Consider the following 13628-nt stretch of genomic DNA (forward strand, 5'->3'; position numbering starts at 1 on the left):
CCTCTTATTTGTTAATAATTTGAATCGCATCATCGCGATCTGCCGCCAAAATCTCCATTAAATATCGATGCAGTACGGTAGCTTCTGCTGCTAATCCTATAAGATGTTTTTGTGCATCAAGGACTGCAATTTCGCCAGTAGTACGTTCACCTAGAGTCTCAATGTAATTGATTAATGGTTCGTTGATAAGCACACAAAGCTCAGGCTTTTTAGCTAAGTTGCAGAGTGGTAAGACGGATTGTGCACTTGCCGCGTCGACTAATTCATTACAACCGATAAGTCCTACAAAACGTCCTTCTCGATCTTCCACCGCTATCGCGCTTAAATCGGTGGCTTTTCCTTTGTTAATGGCTTCTTCAAGCGACGCTTCCAATGATACACGCGGTGGGTTGTTTAGGGGAAGATCGTCAAATGTGAGTTCCCTTAATCTGCCGATATCTCTAGGACCAAGCAAATCATTGCCGCGAATGTGGAATCGCCAGGTAGAGAAAGAATAACCAAACCAGTAACGAGTAAGATGACTGGCAATGATAACCGTGATTGCTGTAGTGACCACGCCCAATTGCAAGCCTGCAGTTTCAACCATCAGCAAGACAATCGCAATAGGTGTTCCAATAATAGAGGTTGCAACCCCCGCCATGCCAGCAACAACAGCTAGATCAAGGGACACGGTTGCGCCAAAAATTGGCACAAGCATGAGTCCATGAATGAGATAGCCTAAGGCAGCTCCCAGAAATAACGAAGCAGAAAATAAGCCCCCACGAAAACCTGAGCCTACACAGACAATTGAAGCGCCGATTTTGCCGATAAGAATGATGGCAATGCCTACCAGAAAATTATTGCCTCCAAGAATTTCATTAATACTATGATGTCCAGGCCCCATAACTTCGGGAACCTGTAATGAAATCAAGCCAAGAATTAAGGCGCCAATAACAGGTTTGGCTATATTAGGTACATGCGCGGTATTTAAAAATTTTTCAAACCCAGTTGTGCCGCGCATTACAGCAATGCCAATGACTGCAGCAGCAATACCAGTACAAAGAGCCAAAGGAAAATGCCATAGGGCAGGAGGGCCTATATCCAAGGCAAGGAAAATAGGCTGATAGCCGATAAGATTATAAATAATATGACTACTCATGGCACTGGCCAAAAGCGTTGGCAGCAGTGCTCGCATGGCATAACCACCAACCACAAGTTCAAGGGCATAAAATGTTCCGGCAAGCGGTGCTCCGAAAATAGCAGCTATTCCGGCGCCTGTTCCGCAAGATACAAGGATTCTTAAATCCCGACGTTCAAGATTTAAACGTTGCCCAATAAAACTTAAACTACCTGCTCCCAATTGTGTCATTGCTGCTTCGAAGCCGACAGAGCCGCCAATAGTGATTGATACGACAGACAAGCCAACTAAAACTAAACTGTCGACAAGTGACATCCTACCCCCTTCCAGGGCGTTTGCTTCTACGGGGTCGACAATAGCTAGGCGGCCCACCCGCTTGGCAAGAACCAGAAGCCATCCAAGAAATAAGCCGCCAAGTAACGTGACTAACATCACTCGCCAAGGTGCGACTGTCGCAGAACTATAGGCATTCACGTCAGTGCCAAAAAGAACCGTTTGCATCAAACCTACCCCTACACGGATGCCAGCGACAGCGATACCAATAAAGAGGCCGCCAATGGCTGCAAGGCTAAGCATCTTGGTATTGGCAAAATTTTTTGCAGACATTGGGTTTGATTTGGGAGGTTCCAGATGAGAAGCATTCATGCATGCAATACCTTTGCTTTATTTTTTTGCAATTAATAAATCCTTTATTTTTACACGATAAAAAGTCGCATGGTGAAGTTCAAGCGTTGTACTTTAAAGAATATACTGATGGTAAAATTAATAAAAGTAGATTTGTGAATCGCTAAAATTAAAGAGCGCTTTACTTTACATAAGTTGTGCAGGGAGACAAAATGGGTATTTGTTAATACAAAAATACCTAAAATGAAACGATCAATTTTTAAGCCTAAACCAATTCCTTTTCAAGAATATTTGAGCGATACGTTGCTTGAGGCTAAACGAATTGTTGAAGTTGCTTCAGGGAAACAACGTTATACTAGCGCTCAGTTTGAAATAGCATTGATTTCTTTTGCTGATCTTGAAACCTTAAAAAAAGAAATGGACCCTAAGATAAAAGTTGATTTTTCTGAGGCTAAATTAGAATGTGATTGGCTAGCTGGTTTTGATTGGCTTGATTTGGCTGTTAATTATGGTGATAAAGATGCCATTGCCTATTTTAAAAAACGTTTAAAAGAATCTGGTTTTTACGAAGCTTATAAATTATACAAGGATGAATGTCGACCGGATTGTGCATTACAGAGCTATGAAAGTAGTAGCATAAAACTGACTTTAATTATTTAGAAATGGATAATGAATAATATTGTGGAATAATGCACTATTTGCTCCTCTATTCCGATAGCCGTGAGGTTGGCTGGCATTAAAGCGCAGTCCCTCACCACACCGCAAAGAATGCCAGGCTTTATCAATTAAAACTTCCATGTCACCGCTAATGACAATTACATGCTCAATGACACCCGATTCGTGGGACGTCGATAATTGTTCACAGCCAGGTAATAATTCAATAACAAACATTTCAAAATGAAATTGTTCATCAAAGGGAAATAAGGCTTTAATACGAATTTTTTCGTCAGTGGGTTTAAGGTTTTCCTGAATTGAACGGTAAATTAATTCTTGTGAATCCTGCGTTGACTCGGCCAAAAAGGAAGAAAAAGATACGCGAAAACCTGTAGCAATTTTCCATAAAACAGCAACGGTAGGACTTGATTCTTGTCTTTCGATTTGGCCGAGCATTGCTTTGCTAACGCCGGTTTCTTGAGCTGTTTTATCCAGACTCCAACCTCGTTGTTGACGTAATGCTTTTAATGTTTTTGCAAGATGATCGGCCATCTTTTTCATTGGTCCCTTACCTCATATTGTGCGTTATAACGCACGGTGTTATAATGTGCGCTATAACGCACATTAGGTATAGCTTAGCATAGCTTTATTCCTGGTAAAATCGGGTGAGGATTTTTCAATGATAAAACAGCTCTCTTTTTCAAACATTGCAGCAGGATTTGTCGCTGTGATGGTAGGTTTTACCAGTACGGCTGTTATTGTATTTCAGGCAGCTGCCGCAGCAGGTGCAAGTGCTTCAGAAGTTAGTTCCTGGTTATTCGCGTTGGGTATGGGTATGGGAGTGACATGTATTGGTCTTTCCTTGTATTACCGAGTTCCCATTTTAACCGCGTGGTCAACCCCTGGCGCTGCGTTATTAGCTACCAGTTTGTCAGGTATTTCGATGTCGCAAGCAATTGGGGCTTTCATTTTCTCGGGATTATTAATTTTTTTATGTGGAATTACGGGGTGGTTTGAAAAAGCGCTTAATCGCATTCCTAACACGCTGACGTCCGCCATGCTTGCAGGAATTCTTTTGCATTTTGGGATGAATGTTTTTGTGGCTATGCAAGAGCAATTTTTGCTTGTAGCGGTCATGTTGATTATGTATCTGCTTGGTAAACGTCTATTTCCCCGTTATGTCATCCTTTGGGTTTTATTGTTTGGTGCTGTTGTTGCGCAAATGGAAGGGCTTTTTCATTTTGAAAATTTTCATTTTGCATGGTCAAAACCAGTATTTACTAGCCCGCAATTTTCATGGCCAGTTCTAATTAGTATTGGTATCCCTTTATTTGTTGTCACCATGACATCGCAGAACATTCCTGGCATTGCCGTTATACGGGCTTCTGGCTATAAACCGCCTATTTCCCCCTTAATTAGCTGGACCGGACTTACCACGGTGCTTTTAGCACCATGGGGTGGGTATGCTTTCAATTTAGCAGCTATTACTGCCGCCATTTGCATGGGACCAGAAGCGCATCCTGTTCGAGAGCAACGCTATCTTGCGGCGGTCTATGCCGGAGTTTTCTATTTGATTACCGGATTTTGTGGTGCAACAGTGGTGGCTTTATTTTCTGCTTTTCCCAAACAATTGATTCTTGCCATAGCAGGATTGGCTTTATTAAGTCCTATTGCTAACAGTCTGAAAGTCGCCATTGAGGATGACAATCAACGAGAAGCGGCTTTGATTACTTTCCTGGTGTCAGCATCTGGCATTTCTCTTTTTGGTATCGGGGCTGCTTTTTGGGGATTAGTATCGGGTATACTATCATTAATGTTATTGAATTATCGAAAATATCGCACTGAAAATGCTTAAATTTTTAAAGGGCCAACATTTGCATTTTTCGTTAAAACCGAATCAATCGCCAACTCATTATAATTTACATCGGTATTTGAAAGTATTGGGTTGGCATCCGAGCCGTTTTAAGTGGCAGGTCGATTTTGGTGACAGGAATTTGCAATTTCATTTAGCCGCGGCACAATGTTTGGAGTTTAAGCATTTATTGGCCCAGTTGACTAATAAATACTGTCCAGAGGTTATGCCATTAACTTACTGCGTCAATGATACGAATTGGCCTTTAGTTTTAGAGCAAATTGCTGATAATCATTATCTAAGAGCTGAAGATTATTACAATCAGGTAGACAATTTGGTATGGATTCTAAAACCTGCCTTACTAAATAATGGTAAGGAAATCAAAATCTTTGAAAAACTTTCTCAATTAGAAGCACACTTCTTAAGTTCAGAGAGACTTGGCGGTGAGCATGTTTTGCAGCAATATATTACCGAGCCGCATTTATTAAGACCGCCAGAAGGACATAAATATAGCATCCGGATGTTTGTTGTCCTCACCAATTATGCAGGGGTTTATCTTTACCCACGAGGCTATTTTAATGTTGCTTTGCATCCTTTCCAGGGAAAACAGTTTACTGATCTACGCTCTCATTTAACTAATGAACATTTGCATGATGAAGAAGAAAATGTTGTTCAAATTCCTTCCTGGCGCTTCGATTTTTTTACCTCATTTTATCCAGAAATTAAAGCGATTATCGCAGCGACAATAAAAGGATTGCAGCAACAATATCCTCAAGCGTTTGTTTGCAGTAGAAACCCAACTTTGGCAATTTTTGGTTTTGATTTTATGGTAGATAAAAATCAACGTATTTGGCTATTAGAAGCAAATCACGGCCCTTGTTTTCCCGTTGGCGATGAACATCCGCTGCAAAAATATTTATATTATGATTTTTGGCAAGCTTTTATCACCAGCTTTGTATTGCCTATTGCCAGTCAAAAACCACTGGAATTTAGCCATGACGAATTATTTGATTTAATTTAATAATAGCTAAGTAATTAATCTATTGCATTTTTTATTGATATTCCACCTCATTTTGGTATGTAGTTTGCTACACTATCAGTAAAGAGAATGGAATTGGGGGATAGTATGAAGCAATTGATTTTGCATCCCACCGAAATCAGTCAATGGCATGCGTTGGTTAACGAAGCGCAAGCTATGACGCAGTTAGTCCTTGATGAAAACACGGAAAGTTATCTTGTTTTCTTATTAATGCGATTTTCGCAAGGTCCCAAATTAATTGAATCCGTTATTGCACTGGATTTTCTAGAGTCTATGCATAATCCTCGTCGCCAGGTCGAGTTATTAAAGGATGTGGGAGACAAAAGCTTATTATTTTGCGGGCTTTTCCCGGGCATTGCTGAAAAAAGACATGTAAGTTTGAATTATTTTGCCGATATTGGTCAGGCCGCTTATCTTACTGTGGGCGAGCTACATGAAAAGCAAACTGCCGATTTATACTTTCAATTAAGCGCGCAATTTCTTTCATTGCAGCAAATTTTACGTGCTATGCGCGGTGAATTTTTACAAACCTCCACACTAAATGGCTTATTATTATCAAAATTTAATTCATCATTACAATGAAAAAAGCAAAAATTATCCTTTGCGGCAATTCCATTGTAATTTCCCATAAGAATGTGTTGGAGCTGCAATTTATGTAGCGATTGGAGAAGATTTTTATAAACTTATGTCTTTTAATCAATTATAAACTATAATTGTTGGTAGAATGTTATTTTCTATCAGAGCTCTCTATGGGTATCGGGGAAAAAAATAACAAGGAAATTGCAAAGCGGTTAAGCCAGGCAACAGGATTTAATTGGTCTGGCGATGAGGATGGCGTGTATTGTGGAGCCACATTAAACGCGGCAGATAAAATGTTGGCCGAGGCGATTTTTAAAAAAAATTTGCAGACAAATGGCATACCTATACCTACTAATATACTGCACTCTCAATCCAAATTGAGGAGGGAAAATTCCACCTTACTGCCTCTTTTACAAATAATTCAGAGCTTTTAGCCTTAATTCAAGATTCGGAATCTCAAATAGCTGAAAAATCTCGTATAGAAAATGAAAATGCCGAAGTCGCCAAAAAATTATCCGAAAAAACAGGATATACCTGGACAAGTGATGTTGACGGTATCCATTGTAAAGCCCTGCTTGATCAATTGGATACGTCTGAGAGCGCAAGTCATTTTCTAACTGAACTGCGAAATATAGGCATCTCTGTTTCGAGCCGTATGATAGTTCGAGAAGCACCAGAGGATGGCAACCTGCAACAGGTAAAAACATTTCTATCAGTTTCTCTTAAAGCCGACTCAAAACTATCTTCTTCAGTACAATCAGATGTATTTGAAGCAAATACTTTTAACCATAAACCTAGTACTGAACACCAAACCACCGCCCCCCAAAAAACAACCTCTTCATTCGAAGAATCAGCAAAGCATTTATTTGAGTCGCTAATCGCTCATTTAAAGAGTTTTGCTCATCGGGTTGAAAAACTTTTTTCAGACTGCGTAAGAAAAAAAGACGAAGCCGAGGACAACAAGAGATATAAACAATGAGCGCATCAACTGAGGGTTCATACGCCAATAAATTAAATAACTTACTAGCGGTTTTAAAACCTGAATTAGCAGAATTAAAACAACTTTTAATAAAATTTAAATTAGTTAATAGCCCCTATAAAAATAGATTTAGCCATTTAGTTGCCATTGCAAATACGCAAAGAGCTTATGAGGGCAAAATCGAGCAGAATGTTAACATGATCACTCAACAACTTAGCCAAATTCTCGAACTACTCAATCAAATCGTAGAAGATGATGAAGTAAGGGACTTATATATAGATGCTGGTATATTTGATGAATTACTTAAACATCGAGAGAAAATCCTTAAAGTTCTTGCCTATGTTTGACTTAGAAATTTAGTCTGGTGGACTAATGGGAATAAAGTTAAATGAATGTCTTTAATTCTTAAATTTTTCATATTAATTTTGGGATAAGCCTTTTTCTGAATAAAATGCTCAATACGTTATTTTATAGCTTGATTAGAGTTGATTTCGCATGAGTATTATTTTGGTAATTACTGATTACCTTTTTCCGGTAAGATTAAGTATTCCTCACCGATAATGCGTTTTAGCAATTGATAAGCAGGATGCTTTTTAGATTTAACCAGTGTTAACTGCAATTGATTGCCACGGTTTTCCATATAGGTCGGTTGATAATTTACTTTCTCAATGATGACCCTGCCATCGGTTTGCTTTTTTAAATATAAAGAAAGCAAGCCACTCGCACGATTTGGCAGCTTTCCTTGATTGGAAATAAAATTACCTAAGGAATAAGCCACAAACACTTTTTTGCCAGCTGGCATTGTTAACCAGGCAAAGGGTTGAACCCAATGAGGATGAGAACCGAGAATAGCCAATGCTCCGGCCTCTGCAAATTCTTTTGCTAATCTTTCCTGGTCTTTGTTATACCGCTCATGATATTCCTCTCCCCAATGTGGGGTAACAATGACAGCATCATGTGTTTTAGCAAGCTCACTGATTAAATGAAGGAGCTCTTCTTTATCGCGATAGCATTTCAGAACTTGTCGGTGTTTATCGGCAATATCATTAGTATGTTTGGTACATGCGAGCCAGGCAATGGAAATTCCATGGGCATTGGTTTCCGCAAAAAAGGCCCCCTTGCCATTTTGTAGCCTTGTGCCAGTAAAGGCCATTGCATTGGTATGTAAAGCGTCGATGGTTTTATCAATCCCTATGCCCCAACGATCAAGGCTATGATTATTGGCTGTAGAAAGAATATCAAAACCCGATAATTTAAGAGCACCGATTAATGAGGGAGGATAATTAAACATCGGAAAAGCAGTATAAGCCAGACTATGATATTTGGTTTCATTACCACACATGGTTATCATACCTGCCGCAGGCCCCTCTAAATTTCCATAAGTGATATCTGCTTGATTTAATTGCGGTATCACATCAAGCCAAAGGGTGGCAAAGCCAGTCTTAAACCCTTTTTTTTGCAAAGGCATATGCACAAGAATATCGCCCACAGCAATAATATGAACATGGGCGGCAAATAATGGAGAAAAAAGGTAAAAATTTAAGAGAAGGAGTAGCTTGGACATGCTTTCTTCAGTTGTTGACTATTGTATTTTTTATACAAAATGCATGCCAGAAACCCAAAGAGCTAAGAAAACTTTAAGCTTTGCTGTTTAAAATAAAGGCACGTTAAAAACGTTAGCTCAAATTATGCCTAATCGAATTTCCAGCCCACGCGCCTTTTCCCAACTATGTGAAAAAGCAAATTTCAGTATTTTCAATAACACATTTACCATATTTCCCAAACCAACAGGCAAGAAAAGAGTACCATTTCAAAGCATTTGGGGGCAGATTTGTTTAGAGATTAACACCTATGCGTTTGACGACGAGGAATCGAACAAGCTGTTACTAGAAGCAGATGTCTTGCGTTGGGTTCATCGTGAGGACGCGGATCATCACTTATTTCATCAGGATGGTCTTTTTGATATTGAGGAAGATCATTATCACGCACAATTTGCTCTGCCTATTGATGAAGAAAAATTAATGCAAATCTTAGGCGTTTTGAAGAAATACAATGTGATTAAAGAAACAGAAGAGGCACAATTTATTGAAAATTTTCATTTGGCGAATTGCCTCGATGCGGATTGGGGAGCTAATTTTGATAATGAATTGACAACTCTTAAAAAGAAAACTAAAAAGTTGGAAGAGAAAGCTTCAGACAATTCAGACTATACTGAGGCGGCTAAACAGGCACGAGCTTTATGTACTAAATTGGAGAATGGTTATCGTGATTTTAGACAAAATAGAACCCTGATTTCTTTTCAGCAATTTCAACGTGAAACCCTCGATGCAATTGATGATGCCAAAAGATCAGTGCTTAAAGACCATCGTGGCTGGGGTGAAGTTTTAGCTAATCTGGCTCTTGCAGCAGCAATGTTGATTATTCCTTACTTAGTAATAGGTTTTTATAATTATTCGAAAGGCAAAGACTTTATGTTCTTTAAGACAGAAACCGATTCTTTTAGTAAATTAAAAGCATTGGCAGCGGCTGTTCCTAAACAAGAGGTGTCTGATATATCGAGATATAGCTAAATCGTTTAAAAAAAGAAGGTAATTGAAGTTCAATATGGCGAGTGATAGGTATTTAGAGGGTATTGGTCAGAGACAATTTTGTGGGACGCAAGCTTATTCCGAAAGTTTAGATTAGGGACCATAGGCTTTTACATTATCTTTACCCGCCTGCTTCGCCGCATAAAGAGCATGGTCAGCAGCCTTGATTATCTCTTCGATGGAAGCGCCATGTTTTATTGCTTCAGCTACCCCAATTGAAATGGTGACGTTATTTAAAGGATTGCCTTTAAAATATATTGATATATTTTTTATCTTTTCTCGAATCTCTTCCATTTTATTCACGGCAGTGCTCAATGTTGTATTTAACAACACGACAACAAATTCTTCTCCACCGAAACGTACAGAAATGTCGCTTTCACGGAAACTCTCATTTAATAGTTTCCCTATTGCTTTGAGCAACTCATCTCCCGCTAAATGACTGTAATTATCATTAAATTTCTTGAAATTATCGATATCCAGCATTGCTACACATAACGTCCTTTTTTCTCGAGCAATTCGAATTAACTCCCGTGACAAAATATCATTTAAATAACGCCGATTGTATAAATTAGTTAATGGGTCGTGTAGTGACAACTCACTTAGTGACACGCGCAGATTAATATTGGCAATAGCAAGCTTAACAATATTCCCAAAAGAATTAGCCATGTCTTGTTGGTGTGGTGTTAATTTCTTATTTTTCGGCGCTAACAGGTGGATAACACCTATCAATTCATTTTGTACCATAAGCGGTAACGCCATATATCCTCCTTGAGGATAAGTTTTATAATGGGAACAAGGCACTGATTTATTAGGGTTATCAACCACATGGGTGGTTGCCTCACGGATTGAAAAGCAGTCCATAGGAAGAAATAGGTTTGGTAATAATTGTTCTCTTCCCCATTGGACTACTGTTTCCATTTGATTAATTGTTTTGTTGTAAATTGATAAACCACCGTTTAAATCAGGAAATAAATCTTCAGCAATTAAATTGATTCGTGGATAAGCTTCTTCCGCTGTAATGCAGATTTGTAGTGAACGATTTAGTTTATTTAATAAACTTTCATCATGCTCCAGCAATTTCAATTCATTTAAAGTTTCCATGGTTTTTTCATTTAATTGTCGCATTTTTTCTTCATTTTGAATGCGATCACTTACATCTTTCACTTGTATAATAAAATTAACCGGCTCCCCCTGTTCATCACGTATTAGGCTTGCACTAACCATTCCCCAGATAATACTGCCATCTTTTCGAACAAATCGTTTTTCCATATGTGAAATTCGTAACGCAGCTTGAAGAAGTTTATTCATGGCATCTTCAGTCATAGGCACGTCATCAGGATAAGTAATTTCCAACATATTTTGATCGCGCAATTCTTCATCACTGTAACCTAAAATTTCTTGCAGTGTGCGATTGGCATGGATGCATTTTCCTTTAGGAGAGACAATGGCCATGCCAATAGGCGCATTTTCAATAGTATTGCGAAAGCTTTCTTCACTGCGTCTTAAATCAGCTAAAAGATTTGAACTGTATATTTCCAGATAAATTGACCTCATTAAAAAACGATGAGCATCACTCATTCCATAGATCACTACAGCCACATAGAGCAATGTCGCCATAAGCAAGGTAAATGATAATGAAGGAGCAATGGATACCGATAAAAAAATCAAAAGCAACCAAATTGGTATCATAAAAGCGATGTAAGCATTACGCATTGTTAACAATTTAGCTGCAGGCGCTGCAAGCAAACCAATGAGATATACAAAAACTGCCATGCGGTGCAGTGGATCATCTACATAAAGAAACAGCAACCCTCCTAAAGCCCATAAAATACCCGATTGCAGATTATTCACTATAAAATATTTTTTCCAGAATGGTGGATGGAATAAGCCATCCTGTTTTTTTCGACGATAATAATGAAATAAAAATAAGCTTCTTAGCAGATGATTGAGAACAAACATCGATAACATCCATGTTGTTACCAACAATTTGTTATTTATTTGATTCCAAATCAATGCGACAAAGATGAGAGTTGCAAAAAAATCAGCAATAATTAAAACATAAAAATTCTTATAGGACTCGGCTATAAGCTTATCTTCTATTTGCGATTTTGTAATGCCTGGGAAGTCCATTTAAAATTATCCTCATGCAACTACTTATTAAAATAATAATAACAAACATTTGAAGAATTGATTTTTGGGATATGTCCAACAATCTTGTTTTTAGGGAGTGTTTCGCCCATGGGCACTTGTACTAGCTGAAAAATCCTATTGGATTTTAGTTAACCCGCATTATAATTCAGACTAACAAATATCTTTAATTAGAATCAAGGTAGAGATTACTTTGTTTACTAAATACATATGAAAATTTCTTTTTTTAGTACCCAAAAATATGAGCGGCCCATTTTCGATCAGGTCAATCAGCTACATCATCATGAAATTAATTATTATGATTTCCATCTGAATTCAGAAAGCATCGGGGCGGTAGCTCCAACGGATGCAGTATGCTGTTTCGTGAATGATTCCATTAATAGCAAGGTAATTGATGGACTATATGAGCGCGGTGTTCAGCTAATCGCTTTGCGGTCTGCGGGATATAACCATGTTGATTATGTTTATGCACAGGAGAGAGGGATAAGTATCTGTAGAGTACCCTCCTATTCACCACAAGCGATTGCAGAACATACAGTAACATTAATTTTATGTCTCAATAGAAAAGTTCCCCAGGCCTATAACAGAGTGCGAGAGGGAAATTTTTCTCTCGATGGATTAATGGGCTTTAACTTATATCAAAAAACAGTAGGAATTATTGGTACAGGGCAAATAGGCACTGCACTAGCAACTATTCTTAATGGTTTTGGTTGTAAAATTCTTGCTTTCGACCCACAACCTAATGAGTGTTGTAGCAAACTTGGAGTAAACTATACAAGTTTAGACTCCTTATTGAAAAACTCAGATATTGTTAGTCTAAATTGCCCTTTAAACGACAGTACATACCACATAATCGATTCCCAAGCTTTAGGAAAAATGAAACAAGGGGCAATGCTTATTAATACCGGTCGAGGAAAACTCCTTGACACCAAAGCAGTTATAGTGGCACTAAAAAGTAAAAAATTAGGTTATCTTGGAATTGATGTATATGAAGAAGAGGAATCATTGTTTTTTGAAGATCATTCCTCTGAAATTATTGATGATGACGTATTTTGCAGGTTACTAACTTTTCCAAACGTACTTATTACTGGCCATCAGGGTTTTTTCACGCAAGAGGCCATACAGAATATTGCCTCAACAACATTGGAAAATATAAGTAACTTTGAGAAAAAAACAGGCCCAATCTATTTAGTCGCAACGACATTATAAAATTTAGATTTTATGAATAGTATATCGAACAAAATTGATCTTCTAATTAATGAGGGTAGGTTATACCTTAATGAGACTCAATCTCTGTTAAGTAAACTTCTGCAAGTAACAACTGATACTGAAGACTCTTCTGATGAAGATAAAATTCTCAAAATTCAATTAACGCTGCAATATCGTTTAAGCTGTGAAGATGCTTTGAGCATTTTAATAAGGCTGGATCACAATTTATTGTTTTATCTTGGAATTCAACCCCAGCAATCCGCTAAAATGAACATGGATCGCTTAGCCTATGCAGTAGGAAATGAAGATTTAAAACAGATCTTAAATATTTTAGCCATATTAACTGGTTCTCTGTCTAAAATCGTTGCACGATATAAAAATACCCATGCCTCTTTTGCATTGCGAGATAGAAGCTCTCAAAAACATAACGTTATAACAAAAGATTTCTCCCGATTACTGAGCAAACAAAATCAGTTTTTAGAAGTGTTACGCAAGCTTGATTCGGAAATGGAACAGCTCATAAAATTACAAGTTGGAGAGCCTATTTTTGATTATATTGCTGCCTTAAGAGGACCCATTTCACATTTTCACCAAGCCATCATGAATGGTCTCGAACAGGCAAAGCAGCTCTACCTCCGAGTAAATAAAACACCTTTGCTTGACTATCAACTCAATACTTTGCTAAAAGAAACGCAACAAGTCCTTCATTTAACTCCCAGTACCTTTACCCCACATCCCAATTACCCGATGAAACAGTTTGATCACCCATTAACATCTGAACAATTAGAAAAACGGGCTGCCGCAAAACGTTTACGGCCTTTTTTTGGATAAATAATATA

14 protein-coding genes are annotated in these 13628 nt (G+C 38.1%); 10 read left to right on the forward strand and 4 right to left on the reverse strand.

Annotated elements, in window-relative coordinates; all coding sequences use genetic code 11:
- Positions 1-4: 4 nt before the first annotated feature.
- Positions 5-1762, reverse strand: a complete 1758-nt coding sequence (locus PXX05_RS14530; protein ID WP_275088909.1) for a chloride channel protein — start codon at positions 1760-1762, stop codon at positions 5-7.
- 222 nt (positions 1763-1984) lie between these two features.
- Between PXX05_RS14530 and PXX05_RS14535 the strand changes: the two genes are divergently transcribed.
- Positions 1985-2401 (forward strand): hypothetical protein, encoded by a 417-nt coding sequence (locus tag PXX05_RS14535; RefSeq protein WP_275088910.1) that lies wholly within the window; start codon positions 1985-1987, stop codon positions 2399-2401.
- Here the strand turns inward: PXX05_RS14535 and PXX05_RS14540 are convergent.
- Complete coding sequence (locus PXX05_RS14540) at positions 2390-2956, reverse strand: helix-turn-helix domain-containing protein (protein WP_275088911.1); 567 nt, start codon at positions 2954-2956, stop codon at positions 2390-2392. The genes PXX05_RS14535 and PXX05_RS14540 overlap by 12 nt on opposite strands.
- 118 nt (positions 2957-3074) lie before the next feature.
- Here PXX05_RS14540 and PXX05_RS14545 point away from each other — a divergent pair, with 118 nt between their 5' ends.
- The 6 genes from PXX05_RS14545 to PXX05_RS14570 all read left to right on the forward strand — a co-directional run bounded on the left by PXX05_RS14545 (position 3075) and on the right by PXX05_RS14570 (position 7191).
- Positions 3075-4250 (forward strand): benzoate/H(+) symporter BenE family transporter, encoded by a 1176-nt coding sequence (locus PXX05_RS14545; protein ID WP_275088912.1) that lies wholly within the window; start codon positions 3075-3077, stop codon positions 4248-4250.
- Positions 4243-5268 (forward strand): YheC/YheD family protein, encoded by a 1026-nt coding sequence (locus tag PXX05_RS14550; protein ID WP_275088913.1) that lies wholly within the window; start codon positions 4243-4245, stop codon positions 5266-5268. Before PXX05_RS14545 ends, PXX05_RS14550 begins: the two co-directional genes overlap by 8 nt.
- Positions 5269-5373: 105 nt before the next feature.
- Positions 5374-5868, forward strand: a complete 495-nt coding sequence (locus tag PXX05_RS14555; RefSeq protein ID WP_275088914.1) for a hypothetical protein — start codon at positions 5374-5376, stop codon at positions 5866-5868.
- A gap of 167 nt (positions 5869-6035) precedes the next feature.
- Positions 6036-6299 (forward strand): hypothetical protein, encoded by a 264-nt coding sequence (locus tag PXX05_RS14560; RefSeq protein WP_275088915.1) that lies wholly within the window; start codon positions 6036-6038, stop codon positions 6297-6299.
- A gap of 221 nt (positions 6300-6520) precedes the next feature.
- Positions 6521-6844, forward strand: a complete 324-nt coding sequence (locus PXX05_RS14565; RefSeq protein WP_275088916.1) for a hypothetical protein — start codon at positions 6521-6523, stop codon at positions 6842-6844.
- Positions 6841-7191 carry a hypothetical protein gene (locus PXX05_RS14570; RefSeq protein ID WP_275088917.1) on the forward strand — a complete coding sequence of 117 codons (351 nt, stop codon included), beginning with the start codon at positions 6841-6843 and terminating at the stop codon, positions 7189-7191. The genes PXX05_RS14565 and PXX05_RS14570 overlap by 4 nt, the downstream gene beginning before the upstream one ends.
- Positions 7192-7358: 167 nt before the next feature.
- Here the strand turns inward: PXX05_RS14570 and PXX05_RS14575 are convergent, their stop codons facing one another.
- On the reverse strand, positions 7359-8408 hold the full coding sequence (locus PXX05_RS14575) for a CapA family protein (RefSeq protein WP_275088918.1): 1050 nt from the start codon (positions 8406-8408) through the stop codon (positions 7359-7361).
- A gap of 124 nt (positions 8409-8532) precedes the next feature.
- Here PXX05_RS14575 and PXX05_RS14580 point away from each other — a divergent pair, with 124 nt between their 5' ends.
- Positions 8533-9414: a hypothetical protein gene (locus tag PXX05_RS14580; RefSeq protein WP_275088919.1), complete on the forward strand. Its 882-nt coding sequence runs from the start codon at positions 8533-8535 to the stop codon at positions 9412-9414.
- 111 nt (positions 9415-9525) lie between these two features.
- On the opposite strand, the gene PXX05_RS14585 is transcribed toward PXX05_RS14580, so the two are convergent.
- Entirely contained in the window at positions 9526-11562 is a 2037-nt protein-coding gene (locus PXX05_RS14585) for a GGDEF domain-containing protein (protein ID WP_275088920.1), read from the reverse strand.
- 228 nt (positions 11563-11790) lie between these two features.
- Here PXX05_RS14585 and PXX05_RS14590 point away from each other — a divergent pair, with 228 nt between their 5' ends.
- Positions 11791-12789, forward strand: a complete 999-nt coding sequence (locus PXX05_RS14590; protein WP_275088921.1) for a 2-hydroxyacid dehydrogenase — start codon at positions 11791-11793, stop codon at positions 12787-12789.
- 12 nt (positions 12790-12801) lie between these two features.
- The gene (locus tag PXX05_RS14595; RefSeq protein ID WP_275088922.1) at positions 12802-13620 is read left to right on the forward strand and encodes a hypothetical protein; all 819 of its coding nucleotides are present in this window, start codon (positions 12802-12804) and stop codon (positions 13618-13620) included.
- The last annotated feature ends 8 nt before the right edge of the window (positions 13621-13628 follow it).

The organism is Legionella cardiaca (genome assembly GCF_029026145.1).
Lineage (GTDB): Bacteria > Pseudomonadota > Gammaproteobacteria > Legionellales > Legionellaceae > Tatlockia > Tatlockia cardiaca.